17 protein-coding genes, 1 tRNA gene and 1 pseudogene are annotated in these 23,092 nt (G+C 69.9%); 5 read left to right on the forward strand and 14 right to left on the reverse strand.

All coding sequences use genetic code 11. From position 1 onward, the window contains the following. Positions 1–56: 56 nt before the first annotated feature. The gene (locus ACWA15_RS14715; protein WP_464056140.1) at positions 57–1,625 is read left to right on the forward strand and encodes a glycoside hydrolase family 32 protein; all 1,569 of its coding nucleotides are present in this window, start codon (positions 57–59) and stop codon (positions 1,623–1,625) included. Positions 1,626–1,710: 85 nt separating this feature from the next. Here ACWA15_RS14715 and ACWA15_RS14720 read toward each other — a convergent pair. From ACWA15_RS14720 to ACWA15_RS14740, 5 genes are all read right to left on the reverse strand, one after another. After that, positions 1,711–1,787, reverse strand: a tRNA-Leu gene (locus ACWA15_RS14720). 81 nt (positions 1,788–1,868) lie between these two features. Then, complete coding sequence (locus ACWA15_RS14725) at positions 1,869–3,323, reverse strand: NAD(P)/FAD-dependent oxidoreductase (protein ID WP_464056141.1); 1,455 nt, start codon at positions 3,321–3,323, stop codon at positions 1,869–1,871. A gap of 99 nt (positions 3,324–3,422) precedes the next feature. After that, entirely contained in the window at positions 3,423–4,712 is a 1,290-nt protein-coding gene (locus tag ACWA15_RS14730; protein ID WP_464056142.1) for a hypothetical protein, read from the reverse strand. Beyond that, positions 4,709–5,035, reverse strand: a complete 327-nt coding sequence (locus ACWA15_RS14735; protein ID WP_464056143.1) for a PadR family transcriptional regulator — start codon at positions 5,033–5,035, stop codon at positions 4,709–4,711. The genes ACWA15_RS14730 and ACWA15_RS14735 overlap by 4 nt, the downstream gene beginning before the upstream one ends. 343 nt (positions 5,036–5,378) lie before the next feature. Then, positions 5,379–6,416 (reverse strand): Ppx/GppA phosphatase family protein, encoded by a 1,038-nt coding sequence (locus tag ACWA15_RS14740; RefSeq protein WP_464056144.1) that lies wholly within the window; start codon positions 6,414–6,416, stop codon positions 5,379–5,381. A 270-nt stretch (positions 6,417–6,686) separates the two neighbouring features. On the opposite strand from ACWA15_RS14740, the gene ACWA15_RS14745 reads away from it, so the two are divergent. The 4 genes and pseudogenes from ACWA15_RS14745 (at position 6,687) to ACWA15_RS14760 (ending at position 10,045) form a co-directional block, all read left to right on the forward strand. Beyond that, on the forward strand, positions 6,687–7,391 hold the full coding sequence (locus tag ACWA15_RS14745; RefSeq protein WP_464056145.1) for an IS30 family transposase: 705 nt from the start codon (positions 6,687–6,689) through the stop codon (positions 7,389–7,391). A 50-nt stretch (positions 7,392–7,441) separates the two neighbouring features. Further along, positions 7,442–8,604, forward strand: a protein-coding gene (locus ACWA15_RS14750) for an IS3 family transposase (protein WP_464054785.1) whose coding sequence is annotated in 2 segments (ribosomal slippage) — positions 7,442–7,720 and positions 7,723–8,604 — 1,161 coding nt in all. Because the reading frame shifts where the segments join, the coding sequence is not laid out codon by codon here. A 27-nt stretch (positions 8,605–8,631) separates the two neighbouring features. Then, positions 8,632–8,997: pseudogene (locus ACWA15_RS14755) on the forward strand (IS30 family transposase); the annotation flags it as partial. A 598-nt stretch (positions 8,998–9,595) separates the two neighbouring features. Further along, on the forward strand, positions 9,596–10,045 hold the full coding sequence (locus tag ACWA15_RS14760; RefSeq protein WP_464056146.1) for an endonuclease domain-containing protein: 450 nt from the start codon (positions 9,596–9,598) through the stop codon (positions 10,043–10,045). 103 nt (positions 10,046–10,148) lie between these two features. Here ACWA15_RS14760 and ACWA15_RS14765 read toward each other — a convergent pair whose 3' ends face one another. The 9 genes from ACWA15_RS14765 to mfd all read right to left on the reverse strand — a co-directional run bounded on the left by ACWA15_RS14765 (position 10,149) and on the right by mfd (position 22,966). Next, the gene (locus ACWA15_RS14765) at positions 10,149–10,667 is read right to left on the reverse strand and encodes a DUF501 domain-containing protein (RefSeq protein ID WP_464056147.1); all 519 of its coding nucleotides are present in this window, start codon (positions 10,665–10,667) and stop codon (positions 10,149–10,151) included. An 80-nt stretch (positions 10,668–10,747) separates the two neighbouring features. Next, entirely contained in the window at positions 10,748–11,152 is a 405-nt protein-coding gene (locus tag ACWA15_RS14770) for an FtsB family cell division protein (RefSeq protein ID WP_464056149.1), read from the reverse strand. Between the two features lie 444 nt (positions 11,153–11,596). Further along, complete coding sequence (gene eno, locus ACWA15_RS14775; protein ID WP_464056150.1) at positions 11,597–12,877, reverse strand: phosphopyruvate hydratase; 1,281 nt, start codon at positions 12,875–12,877, stop codon at positions 11,597–11,599. 151 nt (positions 12,878–13,028) lie between these two features. After that, positions 13,029–14,717 carry a sugar transferase gene (locus ACWA15_RS14780; RefSeq protein ID WP_464056151.1) on the reverse strand — a complete coding sequence of 563 codons (1,689 nt, stop codon included), beginning with the start codon at positions 14,715–14,717 and terminating at the stop codon, positions 13,029–13,031. Positions 14,718–14,974: 257 nt separating this feature from the next. Next, on the reverse strand, positions 14,975–15,751 hold the full coding sequence (locus ACWA15_RS14785) for a nucleoside triphosphate pyrophosphohydrolase (protein ID WP_464056152.1): 777 nt from the start codon (positions 15,749–15,751) through the stop codon (positions 14,975–14,977). 73 nt (positions 15,752–15,824) lie between these two features. Then, entirely contained in the window at positions 15,825–15,968 is a 144-nt protein-coding gene (locus tag ACWA15_RS14790; RefSeq protein ID WP_464056153.1) for a hypothetical protein, read from the reverse strand. Positions 15,969–16,016: 48 nt separating this feature from the next. Continuing rightward, positions 16,017–17,441: a Re/Si-specific NAD(P)(+) transhydrogenase subunit beta gene (gene pntB, locus ACWA15_RS14795; protein ID WP_464056155.1), complete on the reverse strand. Its 1,425-nt coding sequence runs from the start codon at positions 17,439–17,441 to the stop codon at positions 16,017–16,019. Position 17,442: 1 nt separating this feature from the next. After that, on the reverse strand, positions 17,443–18,999 hold the full coding sequence (locus tag ACWA15_RS14800) for a Re/Si-specific NAD(P)(+) transhydrogenase subunit alpha (RefSeq protein WP_464056156.1): 1,557 nt from the start codon (positions 18,997–18,999) through the stop codon (positions 17,443–17,445). Positions 19,000–19,312: 313 nt separating this feature from the next. Continuing rightward, positions 19,313–22,966, reverse strand: a complete 3,654-nt coding sequence (mfd, locus tag ACWA15_RS14805) for a transcription-repair coupling factor (protein WP_464056157.1) — start codon at positions 22,964–22,966, stop codon at positions 19,313–19,315. Positions 22,967–23,092 lie beyond the last annotated feature (126 nt).

Genomic DNA, 23,092 nt, shown 5'->3' on the forward strand with positions numbered 1-23,092 from the left:
CGCCGCACCCCGGCGGGCGCACCGTCGCGCCCGCCGGCTCTGAGAGGACATCAACGATGACGTATCCCATCTCACGACGCAGCATCCTGCAAGGGGCCAGCGTAGGAGCGCTCGCACTGTTCATGAGCGGTGCCCTGCCGGCCGCCGTCGCCGCCGCACAGGCCCAGGGCTCGCTGCGCGCCCGCTACCACATGACGCCGCCGACCGGCTGGCTGTGCGACCCGCAGCGTCCCGTCCACACCAACGGCGCCTACCAGCTGTACTACCTCCACTCCGGCCAGAACAACGGCCCGGGCGGCTGGGACCACGCCTCCACGAGCGACGGCGTGGCCTTCACCCACCACGGCACCGTCATGCCGCTGCAGCCCGACTTCCCGGTGTGGTCGGGGTCCGCCGTCGTGGACACCGCCAACACGGCCGGCTTCGGCGCCGGAGCCGTCATCGCTCTGGCGACGCAGCCCACCGACGGTATCCGCAAGTACCAGGAGCAGTACCTCTACTCCTCGACCGACGGCGGATTCACCTTCACCGCGCTCCCCGAGCCGGTGATCATCAACACCGACGGTCGGACGGCGACGACGCAGGCACAGATCGACAACGCCGAGTGGTGCCGCGACCCCAAGATCCACTGGGACGCGACCCGCAACGAGTGGGTGTGCGTGATCGGGAGAGCCCGGTACGCGAGCTTCTACACCTCACCGAACCTGCGCGACTGGCAGCTGCGGCGCAACTTCGACTTCCCCAACCACGCGCTCGGCGGGATCGAGTGCCCCGACCTGTTCGAGATGACCGCCGGCGACGGCACACGGCACTGGGTGCTCGCCGCGAGCATGGACGCCTACGGCGTCGGCCTGCCGATGACCTATGCGTACTGGATGGGCACGTGGGACGGGGAGCAGTTCATCGCCGACGACCTCACCCCGCAATGGCTCGACTGGGGCTGGGACTGGTACGCCGCAGTGACCTGGCCGTCGGTCGACGCTCCGCAGGAGCGCCGCCTGGCGATCGCCTGGATGAACAACTGGAAGTACGCGGCGCGTGACGTTCCCACGGACGCGACCGACGGCTACAACGGCCAGAACTCGATCGTGCGCGAGCTGAGGCTCGAGCATCAGTCGGGCGGCAGGTACAGCCTGCTCAGCAGCCCCGTGGAGGCGCTGCGGAACTACGTCACCGCGACCACCACTCTCCCCGACCAGGTGGTCACCGGCGCCACAGTGCTGCCGTGGAGCGGGCGCGCCTACGAGCTCGAGCTGGACATCTCGTGGAGCTCCGCGACGAACGTCGGCATCTCCGTCGGCCGCTCGGCCGACGGCTCTCGTCACACGAACATCGGCAAGTACGGCGACGAGCTGTACGTCGACCGCGGACCGTCGAACCTCGCCGGCTTCTCGCTCGCGCCGTTCACGCGAGCTGCCGCGCCGATCGATGAGAACGCGCGGTCTGTCCATCTGCGCATCTTCGTCGACACCCAGAGCGTCGAGGTGTTCGTCAACGCCGGGCACACCGTGCTCTCTCAGCAGGTGCACTTCGCCGACGGCGACACCGGGATCTCGTTCTACTCAGACGGGGGCACGGCGACCTTCTCGGGGATCACGATCCGCGAGCTCGCGGCTGCCGCCTGATCCTGCTCCCCGGACCGCGGCGTCGAGCCGTCTGCGTATCCGCAGGTCGTATCCGCAGGTCGTATCCGCAGGTCAGAGCGGCGTCTGGTACCCCCAGTGGGACTCGAACCCACACTGTGCCGATTTTAAGTCGGCTGCCTCTGCCAATTGGGCTATGGGGGCCGGCGGCGCGCAGGCGCCACGCTGGACGATACAACAACGGGGCCACACCGCGTGCGGTGTGGCCCCGTCATCGACGCTCGATCAGGGCGTCGTGTCGGCTGCGCTCTTCGCCTCGGCGACCGGAGCCGCGGGGGCGTCCTTGGCCTTGGCGGGCGCGGACGCCGCGCGGAACTCCGCTCGCGGGTCGTGGATCGATCCGAGGGAGACGACCTCGCGGCGCAGCAGCCATGTGCCGACCCAGTTGGTCGTGATGCGGATCTTGCGGCTCGCCGTCGGCATGGCGGCCACGTGGTACATGCGGTGCATGACCCAGGCCGGGAAGCCGCGCAGCTTGACCTTGCCGAAGAGGATCGCGACGCCCTTGTGCAGGCCGAGCGAGGCCACGGTGCCGAGGTTCTTGTGGCTGTATTCCTTGACCTCGCCGCTGTTCAGGGTCGCGTAGAGGTTGTCTGCGAGCACCTTGGCCTCGCGGATCGCGTGCTGGGCGTTCGGCGGGCAGAACTCCCCCGGGTTGAACAGGTCGGGGACCGCGGCGCAGTCGCCGGCGCCCCAGGCGTCCGGGACGACGGTGCCCTCGGCGTCGACGACCTGCAGCGTCGGCAGCACCGTGAGCCGACCCATCCGGTCGAGGGGCAGGTCAGAGGTCCCCAGGACGGGGTTGGCCTTGACGCCGGCGGTCCACACGATCGTGTCGGAGTCGAACTCGACGCCGGTCGAAGTGACGACGTGGCCGTCCGTGCAGGAGCTGAGGAAGGTGGAGAGGTGGAACTCGATGCCACGCTTCTTCATCTCCGAGAGGGCGTAGTTCGCCATCTCGAGGGTGAGCTCGGGCAGGATGCGGTCCGAGCCCTCGATCATGACGAAGCGGACCTCGGACTGCTCGACGCCGGTGAGGTTCTTGACGGCCGCACGGGCCATGTCCTCGGTCTCGGCGAGTGCCTCGATGCCGGCGAACCCACCACCGATGAAGGTGAAGGTGAGCATCCGCTTGCGCAGGCCCGGGTCCCAGGTGGAGCTGGCGAGGTTGATCCGGTTGAGGATCTGGTTGCGGACGGCAACGGCCTCTTCGACGTGCTTGAAGCCGATGGCCTGCTCGGCCAGCCCCGGGATCGGGAGGGTGCGTGCGACAGACCCGAGACCGACGATGAGGTGGTCGTAGGTGATCTCGTAGATCTCGCCCACCTCGGGGGTGATCTCGATCTTGCGTCCGCCGTGGTTGATGTTGGTGACCTTGCCCTGCAGCGTGTCCACGTGCTTGAGCGCACGGCGGTGCGGGGCGACGGCGTCGGTGTCGGAGATGGACCCTGCAGCCACCTCGGGCAGGAACGGCGCGTAGGTCATGTACGGGCGTGGGTCGACGACGACGATCGCGGCCTCGCGGCGTCCCAGACGCTTGCGCAGGCGGCGAGCGGAGTACAGACCGACCGATCCCCCACCCAGCACGACGATGCGCGGGACCTTGCGCGGGCGCGGCGCGGTGGCTGCCGGGGAGGCACTCTGGGCAGGCGAATCCGAGCTCTGGTCAGTCTGAGGCATGGCTCAAGCATATTGCGATCTGTCAGATCCGTCGAAGCCGCGACCGCGTGATCCCCGGCACAGTGCCCGTCACGCGCGGTCGCAGTCGGTCACAGCCGGTCAGAGGCCGTCTCCGGGGACGACGCCGGTGGCCGGATCGGTGGGTGCGGCGGGGGCTGCCGGGTCGGCGGGCGCGGCCGGGTCGGTGGGGTCGGCGGGTGCGGCCGGGTCGGTGGGGTCGGCGGGCGCAGCCGACCCCTCGACCTCGGGTTCGGTCGCGGGCTCACCCTCGTCGCGCTCGAGTGGGGCGAGCTGGGCGAAGGGAGGCGGCATGACCGGCGGACTCACGCCGTCGGGCAGGACCCAGCCCTGGGTCTCGTCACTCCACTCGGCGTCCTGGTCGCTCCACATCCGCAGCGGGAAGGCGTTCCAGATCTCGCGGCCGTAGGCGTCCTCGGCCGGGCTCCAGTACCTGCTCGTGCCGGTGCTCTCGTCCCACAGACCCCCGTCACGGTCGACCCGGACGGGTCGGCCCTTGTCGTCGACGACCTGGGCCTGGTCGACGAGCTGGCCGTCGGCGTCGTAGACGAAGAGGTTCGTCACCGGCTGACCGTCGACGTAGACGCCGTCGGCGACCGGTTCGGGTGACTCGTAGTACCCGTTGTTGATGTAGTCGACCTGCGTGCTGTGCGCGGTCGCCGTCATGAGCGTCGGGAACAGCCCGACTGCAGCCACCACGCTCACCGCGGTCAGGACCGTACGCCCCTTGCCCTGGAGGGTCCACCGGCCCTGGCCGTGCTGGACGCTGGCCGCGACGACGCCGAGCAGCAGCAGGATCCCGAAGAGGTTGTCCGGGACGAAGTACACGTTCGCCGTGCCGGAGACCATCGTGACGACAACGTTGTAGAGCACCCACCCGCGGGCCACCCACCACACCGGTCGCAGGGCCTCTCCGGTCGCGCGGACTCCCGGCCACCACGCCTGCGCGACGAGCTGCGCGCGGCGTGCGGCCAGCCGCGTCCGCGTCCGGTCGACGAACGACGGCCGCACAGGCTTCTCGGCCGTGGCCGGGATCGGCGCGGGCAGCCCGGCCGCGGACCGCAGCTCCTCCGCGTACGCCTGTGGCGGGCCGAAGCGCTCGGTGAGGTTGATGATCGACGTTGCGGCGTCGGGCAGGGCCGGCACGGGCGCCGGCGCCGCGCCGGTCGCGGTGGCGGCCCCGCGGGAGCCCGCGAGCGGGATCTCACCGGTGACCGGGCGTGCCTCGGGGTCCTCGAGCGCCTCGGTGAGGTCGGCCTCGAGGCCGTCGGTGAGGTCCTCGATCTGCTCGAAGCTGAGGTCGGCGAGGTGCGCACGCACCTGGGCCGCGTAGGCGGCGACGTGGTCGGACAGGACGGCGGCGGTCATCATGCTGCTCCCTTCATGAGGAGGGCGCTCATCGCACCCGAGAAGATGTGCCATTCCTTGCGCTGGGTCTCGAGCATCGCTCGGCCCTGGGGGGTGATGCCGTAGTACTTGCGGTGCGGGCCCTCGTCCGAGGGGACGACGTAGCTGCTGAGCACACCCGCGGAGTACAGGCGCCGGAGCGTCCCGTAGACCGACGCGTCGCCGACCTCCTCCAGGCCCGCCCCGCGCAGCCGGCGCACGACGTCGTAGCCGTAGCCGTCGGCGTCGTCGAGGACCGCGAGGACCGCGGCGTCGAGCACACCTTTGAGTAGCTGAGTGGTGTCCATCTGCCCTCCTGAGCCGAGACGGCGCACGGTCCGCGCACCGGAGCGCGGGGGCCGGTTCGGCGTCCGACGTCCAGATATCCGGACGTCCCGACGCCGCGGCCTATCCGCGCACCACACGGTACTACGCACACCGCACTAGTGGCTAGAGGGAAGTAGTGCGCGGCGTGTCGTACCTTGCGATGCGCAGGACCTGGGGTGGAGTGGGCCGCCCGGGGCCGTTCGCCGGGCGTCAGGCATCGCCGTTCGTGGGTCGCGGGTCACCGTTCGCCGCTCGTCCAGGAACAACGGAGCGCACGGACCCCGGTTGCCGGGGTCCGTGCGCTCGACGGTGGGAGTGCGGGTCTCAGGCGAGCGACCACGCGATGCCGTCGAGTATGTCGTGCTCGCTCGTGACCACGGTGGTGAGCTGCCCGCCGGCCGCGGCGACGTCGTCGCGCGCCCGGGCGACCACCTCGGACCAGACGAGCGCCCCGGCGCCGATGACGTCGATCCGGCCAGGGTGCATGAACCCCAGGGAGGCCCGCTCGTCGCGGGTGCGGGCGAGCAGATCCTCGCAGGCGGCGAGGGTCGCCTCGACGGTCAGCACCGCCCCGTTGATCCGGTTGCGGTCATACTTCTCCAGGCCGAGCGCGTGCGCGGTGACGGTCGTCACGGACCCGGCCAGCCCGACGAGCGTCCGGGCCTGCCCGAGCTGGACCACCGCGGCTGCCTCGTCGAGAGCGGCGCGGACGTCGGCCCGCGCGGCGGTGACCTGCTCAGGGGTGGGCGGGTCGGTGACCAGGTGCCGCTCGGTCATCCGGACGCAGCCGACGTTCATCGACAGGGCCTGGTCGGGGAGGTCCTGACCGAGCACGAGCTCGGTCGAGCCGCCGCCGAGGTCGACGACGAGGAACGGCCCGACGTGCTCGCTGCCGAGCACGCTGGTCGCCCCGCGGAAGGACAACGCAGCCTCCTCCTCCCCCGAGACGACCTCGGGCTCGACGCCGATCGCGGCGACGACCCCGTCGACGAAGTCCTGCCGGTTCTCCGCGTCCCGGGAGGCCGACGTCGCCACGAACCGGATCCGCGCAGCGCCCAGGTCCCGGCAGATCTGGGCGTACCTGGCAGTCGCTTCCAGCGTCCGGGCGAGGGCCTCGGGTGCGAGCCGGCCGGTCTTGTCCACGCCTTGGCCCAGCCGCACGACCTCCATCAGCCGCACGACGTCGGTCAGGGTCCCGGCGACCGGGTCGAGGTCAGCCACGAGCAGGCGGATCGAGTTGGTGCCGCAGTCGATCGCCGCGACCCGCTCCCTCCCCGGAGCGACCGCCGGAGCGCCCGTCGGAGCGGAGTTGGGAGCCAGGAGATCCGGCGCGGTCACGAAGGAAGAAGAACCCGAAGTCATGGTCCATAGCCTGCCACCTCCCCCCGAGCCTCGCTCACACCCCGTCCCCTCCGCTCGGTGCACGGTTTCCGCCCCGTTTTCGCCAGGCAAAGTCATATGGTCAGAGCAACGCTCGTCTGAATGGAGCGTGTGATGGTCAAGTTGTTCCCTGCTGGGACTCGGACGAAGTTCGTGGATCTGGTGTGTTCGGGGGTGTCCGTTCAGGTCGCTGCTCAGCGTGTCGGGGCTCATCCGGCCAGTGGCTCGAGGTGGTGGGCTCAGTCTGGTGGCATGGAGATCTCGCGTGGTGCCACTGGTGGTTTGGCTGGTCCGGTTCCTCCTGCTGAGCCTGGGGGCCGGGAGGTGACGCTGGCCGAGCGCGGCATGATCCAGGCGGGCCTGCATGACGGCTGGAGCTACGCCAAGATCGCCCGGCTCGCGGGTCGCAACAAGTCGGTGATCTGGCGGGAGGTCAAGCGCAACACCAGCCCCGACGGCGTCTACTACGCCTCGGTCGCCCATCGCACGGCGTTCCAGGAGCGCCGCCGTCCCAAGGCGCTCAAGCTCGTCGACAACGCGCCGTTGTGCGACTTGATCGCGGTCTGGATGGACGACGGCTGGAGCCCGAAGCTCATCTCGTCGATGCTGGAGTTCCACTTCGCCGGCGACGAGACTATGCAGGTGAGTCACGAGACGATCTACCAGGCCCTCTACGTCCAGACCCGCGGGAACCTGCGGGCCGACCTGGCAAAGAACCTCTCGTTGAAGCGCCGCAAACGCGTCCCCAACATCGACACCCGGCCCAACAACAGCCCCTACAAGGACGCCTTGAAGATCAGCGACCGGCCCGCCGAGGTCCAGGACCGGGCGGTCCCGGGGCACTGGGAAGGGGACCTGATCATCGGGTGCGACGGGACCGCGATCGGGACCCTGGTGGAGCGGGCCACGCGGTTCACGATCCTGCTGCACCTGCCCGGGGGACTGCTGCACGAATAGGTGACACCCCACTTGTGGTGCCTGTGGGCACTGCTGGGAGGATGTTGACCATGCCTAAAGCTCACCCCAAGGAGTTCCGCGACGACGTCGTGGCGATCGCCCGGCGCGGCGAGGCTCCGATTGCCCAGATCGCCAAGGACTTCGGGATCTCCGACTCGTGCCTGCGCAACTGGCTCCAAGCCGCGGATGTCGAGGACGGCAAACGTCCCGGCGTGACGGCGTCGGAGTCGGCCGAGCTGCGTGAAGCCAAGAAGCGCGTTCGGCTGCTCGAGCAGGAGAACGAGGTACTGCGCCGTGCAGCGGCGTACTTCGCCCAGGCGCACCTGCCGGGAAAATGAGCTACCCGCTGGTCCGTGACCTTGCCGCTGACGGGATCCCCGTCACGGTGACTTGCCGGGTTCTCAAGCTCTCCAGAGCGCCCTACTACCGCTGGCTCGCTGACCCGGTGACCACCCTGGAACTGCGTCAAGCGCACCTGGCGAACGCCCTCTTCGACGCCCACCGCGACGACCCGGAGTTCGGGCACCGCCTCCTGGCCGACGAAGCAGGCGCCGTGGGCCACAGGGCCTGCGACCGGACGGTGTGGGCGATCTGCTCAGCCAACGGCTGGTGGAGCGCGTTCGGGAAGAAGCGCGGAAAGAACGGCAAGAAGCCGGGCCCACCAGCCCACGACGACCTCGTCGAGCGCAAGTTCACCGCCAACGCCCCGAACGAGCTGTGGCTGACTGATATCACCGAGCACGCCACCGGTGAGGGCAAGGTCTACCTCTGCGCGATCAAGGACGTCTACTCGAACCGGATCGTGGGTTACTCCATCAGCGACCGCATGGAAGCCTCTCTCGCGGTCAATGCCCTGCGCTCCGCGGTCCAGCGTCGGGGCGGTGACGTGGCCGGCTGCGTGGTCCACAGCGACCGCGGTAGCCAGTTCCGATCCCGGAAGTTCCTGCGCGAACTCACCCGCCACCACCTCATCGGATCCATGGGTCAGGTTGCCTCAGCCGGTGACAACGCAGCCATGGAATCCTTCTTCGCCTTGCTGCAGAAGAACGTCCTGGACCGGCACCGCTGGACCACCCGGACCGAGCTGCGACTGGCGATCATCACCTGGATCGAACGCACCTACCACCGCCGCCGCAGGCAAGCCCGTCTCGGCCGGTTGACCCCCATCGAATACGAAGCCATCATGACCACTCAGGTCGCACTCGCCGCCTGAGACGAACTGTCCCCTATTCGTGCAGCAGTCCCCGGTGACCACACCGCCGAGACGGTCGCGGCTGCGATGATCGAGGAGATGAAGGACCTCCCTGACCACCTGCGCCGCTCGATCACCTGGGACCGCGGAACCGAGCTGGCCCAGTACGCCCAGATCCAGACGGCCCTGGACCTGCAGCTGTACTTCTGCAACCCCCACTCGCCCTGGCAGCGGGGCACCAACGAGAACACCAACCGGCTCCTGCGGTTCTGGTTCGAGAAAGGCTCAGACCTGTCCGTTCACACCCCCGACGACCTCCGCCAGGTCGCCGCCAAGCTCAACCGCCGGCCCCGCCCCACCCTCAACCTCGACACCCCCGCCAACCGCCTCAACGACCTGCTGCTGGCGGCATAGCCCACCCCGTTGTCCTGACTACTTGACTTTGCCGCCAGGAGAGGGGGCGGAAAGTGTGCACCGAGCGGGGGCTCTCGGGGTGGACAGGCTGCGCACAGGCAGGGTTGAGGGCTCTTGGGCCACAGGGGCGCAAGCAGGCAAGCGTCCGCGAGGGTCTGGACGGGCAGGATGCCGGGCTATGACGATGTTCACGATCAAGGCTGGCCTCCGCGCGGGGTTGAGCGAGAAGCAGCTGCGCGGCCGCCGGTTCCGGGCGCCGATCCGCGGTGTGCGGATCAGGGCGGATGCACCCGCGGGGCTGCTCGACCCGTTCCGTGCGGTAGCACCGGTTCTGCATGACGGCGTCGCGTTCAGTCACGTCAGTGCGCTACGGATCCAGAGGATCGATGTTCCCTGGACCTTGGACACCGATCGTCGGGTCCATGTCACGACCTCTGATCGGGCGCGGCGACCGAGACGGGCCGGTGTCGTCGCCCACCGTAGCGAGGTGATGGCCCTGACGCGGGTCGACGGGCTCCCCGTCACTACCCCCGCGCAGACATGGATGCACTGCTCGCGATCCCTCTCACTCGTCGAACTTGTCGTCCTCGGAGATGCGATGCTCCGCCGGAGGGAACCGGCGACGTCACTGACCCAGCTGCATGTGGTGGTGCAGGGAGCTTCGAAGGCCCCGGGGATCGTCAAGGCCCGCGCGGCGCTCGCCTTCCTGCGCCCCGGGACGGACTCGTCCATGGAGACACGGACCCGGATGATCCTCGTCGACGCCGGACTCCCCTGCCCCCAGGTGAACGTTCCTGCGTATGACCAGCACGGACGGTTCCTGGCACTACCAGACATGAGCTATCCAGAGCTGCGGATCGCGATCGAGTACGACGGCGATGTGCATCGCACGAACAAGCGCACCTGGCGACGCGACGTCGAGCGTCGTCAGCGCCTCGAGGACGCCGGCTGGCGCATCATCACGGTCACGGCCGACGACGTGCGCCACCCCGCTCGATTCATCGCCCGGGTCCGGACCGCGATCCGCGCCCGCCAGCCGACCGCCTGACTGCGAACGCGGTCCCACCCGTGAGTGCACACCTTCCGCCCATTTCTCGACGGAAAGAGGGCGGGAACCGTACACCCGCGAGGGTCGGGGCGGGGGCGGGGGGTCAGCAGGTGCAGCGGTCGGGGCGCCAGGTGTGCTTGATCAGCTCGAGGGCCTCGTCGCCGAGGGGGTTGATGCCGGGGCCGGCCGCGAGGGCGTGGCCGACCAGGACGTGCAGGCACTTGACCCGGGTCGGCATCCCGCCGGCTGAGATCCCGTCGATCTCGTCGACGTGTCCCAATGCCTCACGCTGGGCAAGGTAGTGCTCGTGCGCCACCTGGTAGGCCGCCGCCAGCTCGGCGTCCTCGACCAGGCGCTCGGACATCTCCCGCATGACGCCGTTGGCCTCGAGCGTGCTGGTCGCCGCGACCGCGCCCGGGCTGGTCAGGTAGAACGTCGTCGGGAAGGGGGTGCCGTCGTCGAGCCGGGGCGCCGTGCGCACCACGAGCGGGCGCCCGCACACGCATCGCGCTGCGATGCCCACCACTCCCCGCGGGAGCCGGCCGAGCTGTTCGGCGAGGACCTCGAGGTCGCGTTCGGTCACGACGCGGGGGTCAGGTACGGCGGAGGCCGGGTCAGTCACGGATCTCTTCCAATCATGGGGCGGGCGGGTTCGCTGCCCTATTGTCCCCCGAGTCCACTGGGCGCCAGCACTCGCCTGCGTCAGGTGGCGTTGCCGGCGATCTGCACGGACTCCCAGATGGTCGAGTACCACAGCTGGGAGTCGGTGAGCCCGCTCGTCACCGCGCCGTCGGTGATCGGCTCGTTGGCGTCGACGGCCGGCGCCTCCACGACGGAGTCCGGGTCGATCACCCGGTAGGGGATCTCGCCCGGGAACACGAAGGTCAGCCGGCCGCGCGCCTGCGAGATCACGTACTTGGGGTCCTGCCAGCGGTTTCGTTCGTTCTCGAGCTCGGCGTTCATCGCACGGATGTCCTCGAGCTCGGCGTTGAGCAGCTGGTTGTCGGTGCGTTGCTTCCCGTACTGCAGGGCCGTGGGCATGATGAGGATGAACCCCATGAGGGTGACCAGCAGCAGGACGGCCGAGCGTACCGTGAAGATCCGCATCCATCCGGTCGGCCTGACGGCGGGCGGAGGGCGACGGCCGGCCGGCGTGCGGGGCGATGCCGTGCGTGAGGACGAGGCCTTGGCGGAGTTGGTCGTCGACGGGTGTCCCCCGGACCGCCCCGTGCCCGCAGTCTTCCCGGTGGGCCGAGCCACAGTCGGGGTGTCCCCGGTGCGGCCCGTGCGCTCGCCCGAGCGGCGCGGTGTGGAACGCGCAGCGGAGCCGCCGCCTGAGGGGCGGGGCGCGGGGGGGCGTGAAGCGGGAGGCACCTGGCGATTCTCCCCCTGCGTCGGTCGCGAGCCGGTCAGCGACGCGCCGCCTCCACACCCCCCACACACACGCGTGCCCGGCGGACCGAAGTCCACCGGGCACGAGTGTCAGCGCATCACTCAGCGCGGTCCTGGTCAGCGTATCGCTGGCCGTTCATCGCTGGCGTGACGACGAGGTCAGGCGTTCCAGCGCGGGAAGGCCGACGCACCGGCGTAGCGCGCGGAGTCGCCGAGGCTCTCCTCGATGCGCAGCAGCTGGTTGTACTTGTTGATGCGCTCGCCACGGGCGGGAGCACCCGTCTTGATCTGGCCAGCGTTGGTCGCGACGGCGAGGTCGGCGATCGAGGTGTCCTCGGTCTCGCCGGAGCGGTGCGAGATCATCGCGGTGAAACCGGCACGCTGCGCGAGCTGCACGGCGTCGAGGGTCTCGGTGAGGGTACCGATCTGGTTGAGCTTGACCAGGAGCGAGTTGGCCGAGCGCTCCTTGATGCCGCGGGCCAGACGCTCGGGGTTGGTGACGAAGAGGTCGTCGCCGACGATCTGGACCTTGTCGCCGACCAGGGCGACGAGGTCGGACCAGGAGGTCCACTCGTCCTCGGACAGCGGGTCCTCGATGGAGACGAGCGGGTAGTCAGCAACAAGCTGCTTGTAGTACTCGACCATCTCGGCCGGGGTCGTCGCCTTGCCCTCGAACTGGTAGGCGCCGTCCTTGAAGAACTCGGTCGCTGCGACGTCGAGCGCGAGGCCCACGTCGACGCCCGGCTTGAAGCCGGCCTTCTCGATCGCGACGAGGATCAGGTCGAGCGCGGCGCGGTTGCTCGAGAGGTTCGGGGCGAAGCCACCCTCGTCGCCCAGGCCGGTGGACAGGCCCTCGGACTTGAGGACGGACTTGAGGGAGTGGTAGACCTCGGCGCCGATGCGCAGGCCCTCGCGGAAGGAGGTCGCGCCGATGGGGGCGACCATGAACTCCTGGATGTCGACGTTGGAGTCGGCGTGGGAGCCACCGTTGAGGATGTTCATCATCGGGACGGGCAGCACGTGGGCGTTGGGGCCACCGACGTAGCGGAAGTACTCCAGGCCTGCGGACTCTGCAGCGGCCTGGGACACGGCGAGGGACACACCGAGGATCGCGTTGGCGCCGAGCTTGCCCTTGTTGGGGGTTCCGTCGAGGTCGATCAGCGTGGCGTCGAGCTCGCGCTGCTCGTCGGCCTCGAGGCCGATGACCTCGGGGGCGATCTCGTCGTTGATGGCGTCGACGGCGTCCTGCACGCCCTTGCCCAGGTAACGGGCCTTGTCTCCGTCGCGGCGCTCGACTGCTTCGAATGCACCCGTGGATGCGCCCGAGGGCACTCCGGCGCGGGCGGTCGAGCCGTCGTCGAGCACGACCTCGACCTCAACGGTGGGGTTTCCGCGGGAGTCGAGGATCTCGCGTGCGTAAACAACTTCGATGCTGGCCACAGATGCTCCTTCGTGGGACTTTGGGGTTACCACCCAAGAGTAGTCGGAATCGACTGGGTGCGAACAGGATGTTTGACCTATGGAACGGCACTGTTCATCTCGCCTCGCCGCCCGCCAGCAGCCCACGGGGCGCGCCCGCTGGGCGCAGAGGTCAGTAGGCACCCTTGTGGGCGACGATCGCCTTGGCGGTCTTGGCGAGGATGACGAAGTCGCTGAACACCGTCCAGTTCTCGGTGTAGAAGACGTCTTTGCGCAGGCCCACCTTCCACTCAAGGTCGGAGCGACCGCTCACCTGCCACAGCCCTGTGACGCCGGGCTTGACGAGCAGCCGGCGGGCGGCGTGGCCGTCGTACTGGGCCACCTCCCCGGGCAGCTGCGGGCGCGGACCCACGAGCGCCATCTCACCACGCAGCACGTTGAAGAACTGCGGCAGCTCGTCGATGCTGTACCGGCGCATGAACCGGCCGAACCTCGTCACCCGTGGGTCGTCCCGGATCTTGAACAGCGGTCCACCGGCCTCGTTCTGGTCGGCGAGCGCAGCGAGCTCGGCATCGGCTCCGGTCCGCATCGACCGGAACTTCAGCATCTGGAACGGTCTGCCGTCACGGCCGATGCGCTCCTGACGGTAGAGGACCGTACCCGGGCTGGTGACCTTGACGATCACGGCGATGACGACCAGCGGGACGGCCAGCACCACGACGGCCACGAGCGCGAGCAACCAGTCGATCACGGACTTGGCGAGGTACTTCCCGCCGGAGAAGGTGGGCGCGTCGATGTGCACGAGCGACAGCCCCTCGGCCGGGCTCATGAGCACCCGAGGTCCGGCGACGTCGACCAGACCTGGGACGACGATGAGCTCGGTGCCGGTCGTCTCGAGCTCCCACCCCAGGGTGCGCACGACAGATGTGGTGAGCGAGTCGCACCCTCCGACGGCGACGCTGCGCGCCCCGGTCTGGCGCACTGCGGCGGGCACGTCGAGCACGTCACCCAGCAGCGGGACCCCCTCGATCAGCGCGCCGAGCTCGCGGTCTCCGTCGGGGATGCAGGCCCCCACGACGACGTATCCTGCCTGCGGGTTCGCCTGCAGCTCGGTGATGAGGTCGTAGACGCCGGCGCGTGACCCCGCGACGATCAGCGGCGAGAGGCACTCCCCCGACCGACGTTGAGACTGGAGCCACCGGCGGGCGTGCAGCCGCCCGCCGAGCAGCAGCCCCACCCCGACCGGGAGCGCGACGGCGACGTATCCGCGGGCGAGGTCGAACCGCAGGAGGTAGGAGACGCCCGCGACCACGGCGAAGAACTTCCACGTGGCCTGGAAGACCCTGCGGTACTCGGTGACACCGATCCCCACGATGCGCCGGTCGCGCGACCGCTCCATCGACAGCGCCAGGAGCCACCCGGGGAAGAGGAGGAGGGAGATGAGGACGTAGGCCATCGTCGGTTCGACGATGCCGCCACCGGGAAATCCCAGGGCGAATCGCGCGATGAACGCGACGGTCAGCGCGACGGCCACGAGGAGCGCGTCGACGACGAGGAGCCGCATCTGGTGGGCCTTGGACCAGTGTGCGACGTCGATCGTGGCGACGTGCCGCATGGTCGTGGCCCGCAGGGAACGCTGGACCGGGATGGCGCCGCTGTCCGGGCTGTTGGAGTCGCGGTGCCGCGCCCGGGACGGCTCTGGAGACTGCGGCGCAGAAGATTCAGGAGGCGCAGGAGGCGGCGGCGTCGAGTCTCCCGACGCCGGTCCGGCGACGGAGTCGGCCGGCGGCGCGGGCTGAGCCTGCTGCTGGGACAGGAGGGACACGGGAGAGATCGCACCGGCCGCTCGGATCATCGTCATCGGTCTGCGAGAGGGAATCGACGGCAGTCGCGGCCACAGTGAATGTGTCATCCTCAACCTCGCTCGTGCGCACTCTGGGAGTCGGTCACGAGCGATCGTAGGATCGGCACCTAGGGGGTCCGCCAGCGCTGGGAGCGTAGTTCATTCCAAGATCACCCCGGGGGGACAGAGCGGGTGAAACCCCTAGCCCACCCTCTCACCCCTCACCTCACCCACGGGGCAGATCGGATTGCTGACCTGCGAGGACCACGTTCGACTCAGCGCTCTCCGGGGTGATCAGCGATCAGCCGATCCGGCGCTGTCCTGAGCCGCTCCTCGCGCGCGACAACGTCTGACTCGACGCGTCGCAACGCCGTCCGCAGCGCTCCTTCGGCGTCGACTCCGTCGGCATGGGCCCTGCGCACGACGTCGAGCAGCTCGGCGCCGATCGCGTCCGTGCGGCGCTCGGCGTCGACCGGGCTCGCTCCTCCAGCCCGGCTCTCGCCGTCGCCCGACGCCGGGACACGTGGGGCGGCGGGCAGGAGGCCCGCACGCAGTGCGCGGGCCAGCACCTTCTGGGCCCGGGAGAGCGCGCCGATCTCGAGCGGGATGCCCTCGAGGACCGAGGTACGACGCTTCTCCTGCTGCTTGATCGCGTCCCAGCTCGCCCGCAGCCGGTCGTCGTCGACGTAGGTGTCCTCGGCGAACACGTGCGGGTGGCGGCGGACCAGCTTGCGCGTGAGATCCCGTGCGATGTCGCCGATGTCGAAGGCGTCGTCCGGGTGCTCCTGGGCGACCCGGGCGTTGAAGACCACCTGCAGCAGGAGGTCGCCGAGCTCTTCCCGGATGCCCGCCCGGTCCCCCTGCTCGACGGCTTCGACCAGCTCGTACGCCTCCTCCAGCGTGTACTTCATGAGCGTCTGGTGGGTCTGGCGGGCATCCCAGGGGCACCCGCCCGGGGACCGGAGCCGGTCCATCACGTCGACGAGGGCCGCCAGGGCCGCAGCGGCGTCCGGGGTGACAGGGGTGACAGGGGTGACGGAGGCGTCGGTCATGGTCACATTCTCGTCCAGGACAGCCTCATCCGGGCACGACGGAGGGGCTAATCGGGGCAGGGGTCGGCCGCGCTCACCACGCCGTCCTTGACCAGACGGCGGCTCCCGAGAGGACACAGCCCTCGGAGCCGTTGCTGTCCCACGTGCCCGAGCAGTTGGTGAAGGCTGCGGTGACCGTGGCACCGGTCGGCGTCGGGTTCTCAGAACGCGTGCGCACGACACAGCCCGGCCTCCGTTGCGGGAAGCCGGGCTGTGTTCGGTCGGGTCAGCGGCGGTCGGCCCCGACCGGCTCGGCCGCCAGCGCACCGACGATGTCGTCGATGCGCTGCTTGGCGTCACCGAAGAGCATCGCGGTGTTCTCCTTGAAGAACAGGGGGTTCTGCACACCCGCATAGCCCGTGGCCATGGAACGCTTGAAGACGATCACCTGCTTCGCCTTCCACACCTCCAGGACCGGCATCCCGGCGATGGGCGAGCTCGGGTCGTCGAGGGCGGCCGGGTTCACCGTGTCGTTGGCGCCGATGACGAGCACGACATCGGTGCTGGCGAGGTCGTCGTTGATCTCGTCCATCTCCAGGACGATGTCGTAGGGCACCTTGGCCTCGGCGAGCAGCACGTTCATGTGACCGGGCAGGCGCCCGGCGACCGGGTGCACCCCGAACCGCACCTCGACACCCTGCGCCCGCAGCCGCGCGACGAGGTCGGCGACCGGGTACTGGGCCTTCGCCACGGCCATGCCGTAGCCGGGCGTGATGACGACCGAGCGCGCCTCCAGGAGCATCTCGGCCACGTCGGCAGCGGAGACCTCACGGTGCTCGCCGTAGTCGGTGGCGTCGCCGCCCGCGGCGGGTGCGCCGTCGTCGGACCCGAAGCCGCCGAGGATCACCGAGATGAAGGACCGGTTCATGGCCTTGCACATGATGTAGGACAGGATCGCACCGGAGGAGCCGACGAGGGCGCCGACGATGATCAGCAGGTTGTTGCTCAGCATGAACCCGGCGGCAGCCGCGGCCCACCCCGAGTAGGAGTTGAGCATCGAGACGACGACAGGCATGTCGCCGCCGCCGATCGAGGCCACCAGGTGCCAGCCGATCGCCAGCGAGACGGCGGTGAGCAGCAGCAGCGGCAGGACCGCCGGGCTGGCGAGGAACCAGGCCATGAGCCCGGCCGTGGCGACGAGGCCGGCGAGGTTGATGAGGTTGCGACCGGGCAGCTTGAGCGGGGAGGACTTGATGCGCGCCGACAGCTTGAGGTAGGCCACGATCGACCCGGTGAAGGTGATCGCACCGATGAAGATGCCGAGGAACACCTCGACGAGGTGCACCTTGTCCGCGTGCGCCTCGGTCAGGTAGGAGTTGAACCCGACGAGCACCGCGGCCAGACCGACGAAGCTGTGCAGCATCGCGATCATCTCTGGCATCTGCGTCATCTCGACGCGGCGTGCCTGCCAGGTGCCCAGGGACGCGCCGATCCCGAAGACGAGGGCGATGAGCAGGGCGGTCACCAGGACGGACCGCTCGGAGCCGTCCAGGCTCAGGGCGATCGTGGCACCGAGGGCCAGGATCATGCCGGTCATGCCGAAGAGCGCGCCGCGGCGGGCGGTGGCCTGCTTGGAGAGCCCGGCGAGGCTGAGGACGAACAGGATGGCCGCGATGACGTACACGGCCTGCGCGAGGGAGGCGAGGCTCATGTCAGGCATCCTTCCGGAACATGGAGATCATCCGGTAGGCCACGAGGAACCCACCGAAGATGTTGATGCTCGCGACGGTTGCCGCGATGAAGGCGAGCGAGGTGACCCACCAGTTGTCGCTGCCGATCTGCAGCAGCGCGCCGACCAGGATGATCCCGGAGATGGCGTTCGTCTGAGCCATGAGCGGTGTGTGCAGCGAGTGGCTCACGTTGGAGATGACGTAGTACCCGACGAAGACGGCGAGCACGAAGACGGTGAAGTACCCGGCGAAGGCGGCGGGCGAGAAGGTGATCGCGAGCCCGAGCAGGACTGCTCCCAGGCCGTAGCCGACGAGCTGGCGCTGCCCCTTGAGCCGCGCGGCCTCCTTCTCCTGCGCCGCCCGGACGGCGGGGTCGACGACGGGGGCCGTGACCACCGCGGCGGCCGGTGCGGCCGAGACCTGCACGGGCGGCGGCGGCCACAGGACCTCGCCGGCGAGCGTGACCGTCATCCCGCGCTGGACGACGTCCTCCATGTCGAGGACGACCTGGCCGTCGGCGTTCGGGGTGAGCAGCTTCATGAGGTTGACGATGTTCGTGCCGAACAGCTGCGACGTGTGCTTGGGCAGGCGGCTCGTGAGGTCCGTGTAGCCGATGATCGTCACGCCGTTGTCGGTGACGATCCTGGAGCCGGGGACCGTGAGCTCACAGTTGCCCCCGCCCGAGGCGGCGAGGTCGACGATGACGCTGCCCGGTCGCATGGCGGCGACCATGGCGGCCGTGATGGTCCGCGGGGCGGAACCGCGCACGAGCGCGGTCGTGATGATGATGTCCGCCTTGGCGCTCTCCTCCGCGTACATGAGGGAGGTGAGGCGTTCCTGCTCGGCGGTCATCGCCTGGGCGTAGCCGTCGGCGGAGACCTCCTGCTGGGCGGCCTGGGCCTGGACGAACTGCGCGCCCATGGACTCGATCTGCTCGCCAGCCTCGGGACGCACGTCGAAGGCGCGGACCTGGGCGCCGAGGCTGCCGGCGGCACCGATGGCCGCGAGCCCGGCGACGCCGCCGCCGATGACGAAGACCTTGGCCGGGGCGGTCTTGCCGGCCGCCGTGACCTGGCCGGTGAACATGCCACCGTAGGACTCAGCAGCCTCCACGACCGCGCGGTAGCCCGCGACGTTGGACATGGTGCTCAGCACGTCGAGTGCCTGTGCGCGGGAGATGCGCGGCACGGCGTCGAGCGCGAGGGCGCTGACACCCCGTTCGGCGAAGGCCTGCACCAGCTCAGGGTGGGTGGCGGGGGCCATCATGGACACGATGGTCGCGCCCGCCTGAAGCTGGGCGATCTGCGCGGGCTCGGGGGCGTTGACGCAGGTGACGACGTCGCTGGTCCAGGCCTGGGCGGCGTCGGCGACGCTCGCACCGGCATCCCGGTAGGCGGTGTCCGGGAAGCTCGCCCGAGCGCCCGCACCCTCCTCGACGACGACGACGTAGCCGAGCTTGACGAGCTGGGCCACCGTGGTGGGGGTCGCGGCGACGAGCCGTTCCCCGTCCCGGGTCTCCCGGGGGATGCCGATCCTCATCGAGTCTCCTCGTTCGCTGTTCTTCCAGTGTCCACCCGGGCACCGACAGCCAGGATGGGAGTGCTGCGCCCGATCGCCTCGAGGTCCTCTGAGACGATCGTACGGATTCATGATCGCGCACCCGGCCGATGATCCGTCAGGACCAAAGCCCCCACGAACCGCCCGTTCCCGGGCCGTGTGGCACACGTCACGCGGGCGCGGGGCGGGTTTGCGTCCGTGTACGCGAGAGACACCCTCTCACATCGGGAAGCGCTTTCCAATAGTCTGCGCAGGATAGCCGCAGTGCGGCTGCAGAACGGCTCCCCAGACCCCGCTACCGCGTCCCGACCTTCGCCGCCGCCGAGACCTGCCCGAGGAGAACCGCGTTGATGAGCTCGGTCGCCCAGGCGAGGATCTCCGCGCCGCGCAGGGGGCGCCCCCCGATGCGGGCCGTCGTCGGGTAGGGCACGAGGATCGTGCGGATCGCCGGCTTGAGCATCGTGCCGGGGTAGAGCCGCTTGAGCCGCAGCTCGGCCGACTCCGCGAGGTCGACCGGGGCGAAGCGGACGAATTTGCCCTGCGAGGTGACGTCGGACAGCCCGGCAGCCCGGGCGTGGTTGCGGAAGCCCGCGACGTCGAAGAGGTTGGAGACCATCTCCGGGACAGGTCCGTAGCGGTCGATGAGCTCGGCGCGGATCTCGTCGAGGTCCGCGCTCGTCTGGGCGGCGGCGATCTTGCGGTACGCCTCCAGGCGCAGCCGCTCGTGCCCGATGTACTCGAGCGGCAGGTGCGCGTCGACCGGCAGCTCGATCGTCACCTCGGGCGCCTCCTCCTCGACCTCGCCGCGGAAGCTCGCCACCGCCTCACCGACCATCCGGATGTACAGGTCGAATCCGACCCCGGCGATGTGGCCGGACTGTTCGCCGCCGAGCAGGTTGCCCGCCCCGCGGATCTCGAGGTCCTTCATCGCCACCGCCATGCCCGAGCCGAGGTCGGTGTTCGCAGCGATGGTCGCGAGCCGGTCGTGGGCGGTCTCGGTGAGCGGGCGCTCGGGCGGGTAGAGGAAGTACGCGTAGGCACGGTCGCGCCCACGCCCCACCCGGCCGCGCAGCTGGTGCAGCTGGGACAGCCCGAGCATGTCGGCTCGCTCGAGGATGAGGGTGTTGGCGTTGGAGATGTCCAACCCGGTCTCGATGATCGTCGTGCACACGAGCACGTCGAACTTCTTCTCCCAGAAGTCCTGGATGACCCGCTCGAGCTGGTGCTCGTTCATCTTGCCGTGCGCCACCTCGATCCGAGCCTCGGGCACGAGCTCCCGGAGCCGGGAGGCCGTCGCGTCGATCGAGTCGACCTTGTTGTGGACGTAGAACAGCTGGCCCTCGCGCAGCAGCTCGCGACGGATCGCCGCGGTGATCTGCTTCTCCTCGTAGGGGCCGACGTAGGTGAGGACAGGATGGCGCTCCTCGGGCGGGGTCGCCAGGGTGGACATCTCGCGGATGCCGGTGACCGCCATCTCCAGGGTGCGCGGGATGGGTGTGGCGCTCATGGCGAGCACGTCGACGTTGGTGCGCAGCTGCTTGAGCGTCTCCTTGTGCTCGACGCCGAAGCGCTGCTCCTCGTCGACGACGACCAGCCCGAGGTCCTTGAACCGGATGGACCCGGAGAGCAGGCGGTGGGTGCCGATGACGACGTCGACCGTCCCGTCCCGCATCCCCTCGATGACCTCTTTCGCCTCGGCGTCGGTCTGGAACCGGGACAGGCCCTTGACGACGACGGGGAACCCGGCGTACCGCTCGGAGAACGTGTCGTAGTGCTGCTGGACGAGCAGCGTCGTGGGGACCAGGACGGCGACCTGCTTGCCGTCCTGGACGGCCTTGAACGCCGCTCGGACTGCAATCTCTGTCTTGCCGTACCCAACGTCCCCGCAGACCAGGCGGTCCATCGGGACGGTCTTCTCCATGTCCGCCTTGACCTCGTCGATCGTGGCGAGCTGGTCGGGGGTCTCGACGTAGGCGAAGGCGTCCTCGAGCTCGCGCTGCCAGGGCGTGTCGGGGCCGAAGGCGTGCCCCTTGGTCGCCATCCGGGCCGAGTAGAGCCGGATGAGCTCGCTCGCGATCTCCTTGATCGCCTTTTTCGCCTTGCCCTTGGTCTTGGCCCAGTCGGACCCGCCCATCTTGTTGAGGGAGGGCGACTCGCCGCCGGTGTACTTGGTCACCTGGTCGAGCTGGTCGGTCGGCACGAAGAGGCGGTCGCCGGGGTGGCCTTTGCGCGAGGGCGCGTACTCGATGACGAGGTACTCGCGGGTCGCGGCGTTCGCCCCGGCCCCCAGCGTGCGCTGGACGAGCTCGACGAACTTGCCGACGCCGTGCTGCTCATGGACGACGAAGTCACCCGGGCGCAGCTGCAGCGGGTCGACGACGTTGCGCCGCTTCGAGGGCATCTTGCGCATGTCGCGGGTCGAGGTCCCCGCGCGGCCGGTGAGGTCTGACTCGGAGAACACCGCGAGGCGGAGTTCGGGGGCGACAAACCCTGGGCCGACCGGCGCCGGGGTGACCAAGACGAGGCCACCCTCGGGTTCTGCGGTGATCTCGCCGACGAGGCGCGCGGCCGTGTCGGCTCCGCTGAGCTGCTCGACCATGCGCTTGGCCGGGCCGTGGCCCTCGGTCGCCAGCACGAGCCGCCAGCCCGCGTGCTGCAGCCCGCGGAGGTCGTCGAGGGCCCGGGTGACGTCCCCGCGGTAGCTCTCGACCTCGCGGGCGGCCACCCGGACGGTGTCTGCGTCGGGGTCCACGACGACGGGCGCGTCGGGTTCGGTCGCACCGGCTGCGGCCTCGGCGGCCGGGTCGTCGAGACCGAAGGGGCTCATGGTCCACCAGCCCAGGCCGCGCCGGGCGGAGAGGTCGCGGACGTCCTCGACGGAGAGGAACGAGGCCGCGCTGAGGTCGATCGGGGTGGACCCGCCGGCCGCCGCGGAGGTCCAGGCGGCCGCGAGGAACTCCTGCGTCGTGGCGACGAGGTCGTGGGCCCGGCGGCGTACCCGCTCGGGGTCGTTGATGACGACGAGCACGTCGTCGGGCAGGAGGTCCAGGACCGGGACCATGGAGTCCACGAGCGCGGGGGCGAGGGACTCCATACCTTCCACGGCGATCCCGGCGGCCATCTTGTCGAGCATCTCGTGGGCGCCGGGGAGCTGGGCGACGAGCGCGGCCGCGCGGTCGCGGACGTCGTCGGTGAGCAGCATCTCCCGGCACGGCGGTGCCCACACGCCGTGGTCGGCGACCTCGAGGCTGCGCTGGTCGGCGACGGCGAACCAGCGGATCTCCTCCACGTCCTCGCCCCAGAACTCCACCCGCAGCGGGTGGTCCTCGGTCGGTGGGAACACGTCGAGGATCCCTCCGCGCACGGCGAACTCCCCGCGTCGCTCGACCATGTCCACGCGGGCATAGGCGGCCGCGGAGAGCTGGTCGGCGACGGCCGAGAGGTCGGCCCGGTCGCGGACCTCCAGGCGCACCGGCTCCAGGTCGCCGAGGCCCTCGACGACCGGCTGCAGCAGCCCACGGACCGGCATGACGAGCACCCGGATCGCCCCGGTCATCCCGCCGTCAGCCTCGGGGTGGGCGAGGCGGCGGAAGACGGCGAGGCGGCGGGCGACCGTGTCCGAGCGCGGGGAGAGGCGCTCGTGCGGGAGCGTCTCCCAGGCCGGGAGCACGGCGACGTCGTCGTAGGGCAGGTAGCAGCGCAGCGCGCTCGCGAGCTCGTCCGCTTCACGTCCGGTCGCGGTGACCACGACGAGGGGCCGCGAGCCGGGCGCGCCCGCCTCCGGGATCACGCCGTCGTTCGCCCGGGCCCCGGCCATCGCGGCGAGCAGCGGGGGCCGCACGCCGGTGGGGCCGATCACGTCGAGGGCGCCGCGGCTGCGGACGCGGTCGACGACGGCGCTCGCTCCGGGATCGCCGAGCAGAGCGGGCAGGATTCCGGTGAGGTTCATGCGCGGGGGGTTCCTTCCGGCGGGTCTGGGCGCGCGCTGCCGGACGAGCCACGTCGGCAGTGGCACACCGGCGGGACGCCGGCAGCACAACAGGCCCGAACCGACGGTGAGGCGGTCCGGGCTGAG

This window comes from Sanguibacter sp. TS_SC_8 (assembly GCF_055361235.1).

Excerpts from the sequence above, each read along its gene's own strand:
- ACWA15_RS14730 (WP_464056142.1), bottom strand. The coding sequence starts at position 4,712 with ATGATGACCGCCGCCGTCCTGTCCGACCACGTCGCCGCCTACGCGGCC.
- mfd (WP_464056157.1), bottom strand. The coding sequence starts at position 22,966 with ATGAACCTCACCGGAATCCTGCCCGCTCTGCTCGGCGATCCCGGAGCG.
- ACWA15_RS14800 (WP_464056156.1), bottom strand. The coding sequence starts at position 18,999 with ATGAGGATCGGCATCCCCCGGGAGACCCGGGACGGGGAACGGCTCGTC.
- pntB (WP_464056155.1), bottom strand. The coding sequence starts at position 17,441 with ATGAGCCTCGCCTCCCTCGCGCAGGCCGTGTACGTCATCGCGGCCATC.
- ACWA15_RS14760 (WP_464056146.1), top strand. The coding sequence starts at position 9,596 with ATGCTCCGCCGGAGGGAACCGGCGACGTCACTGACCCAGCTGCATGTG.
- ACWA15_RS14770 (WP_464056149.1), bottom strand. The coding sequence starts at position 11,152 with ATGCGGATCTTCACGGTACGCTCGGCCGTCCTGCTGCTGGTCACCCTC.
- ACWA15_RS14780 (WP_464056151.1), bottom strand. The coding sequence starts at position 14,717 with ATGACGATGATCCGAGCGGCCGGTGCGATCTCTCCCGTGTCCCTCCTG.
- ACWA15_RS14725 (WP_464056141.1), bottom strand. The coding sequence starts at position 3,323 with ATGCCTCAGACTGACCAGAGCTCGGATTCGCCTGCCCAGAGTGCCTCC.
- ACWA15_RS14785 (WP_464056152.1), bottom strand. The coding sequence starts at position 15,751 with ATGACCGACGCCTCCGTCACCCCTGTCACCCCTGTCACCCCGGACGCC.
- ACWA15_RS14745 (WP_464056145.1), top strand. The coding sequence starts at position 6,687 with ATGGAGATCTCGCGTGGTGCCACTGGTGGTTTGGCTGGTCCGGTTCCT.
- ACWA15_RS14735 (WP_464056143.1), bottom strand. The coding sequence starts at position 5,035 with ATGGACACCACTCAGCTACTCAAAGGTGTGCTCGACGCCGCGGTCCTC.
- ACWA15_RS14740 (WP_464056144.1), bottom strand. The coding sequence starts at position 6,416 with ATGACTTCGGGTTCTTCTTCCTTCGTGACCGCGCCGGATCTCCTGGCT.
- ACWA15_RS14715 (WP_464056140.1), top strand. The coding sequence starts at position 57 with ATGACGTATCCCATCTCACGACGCAGCATCCTGCAAGGGGCCAGCGTA.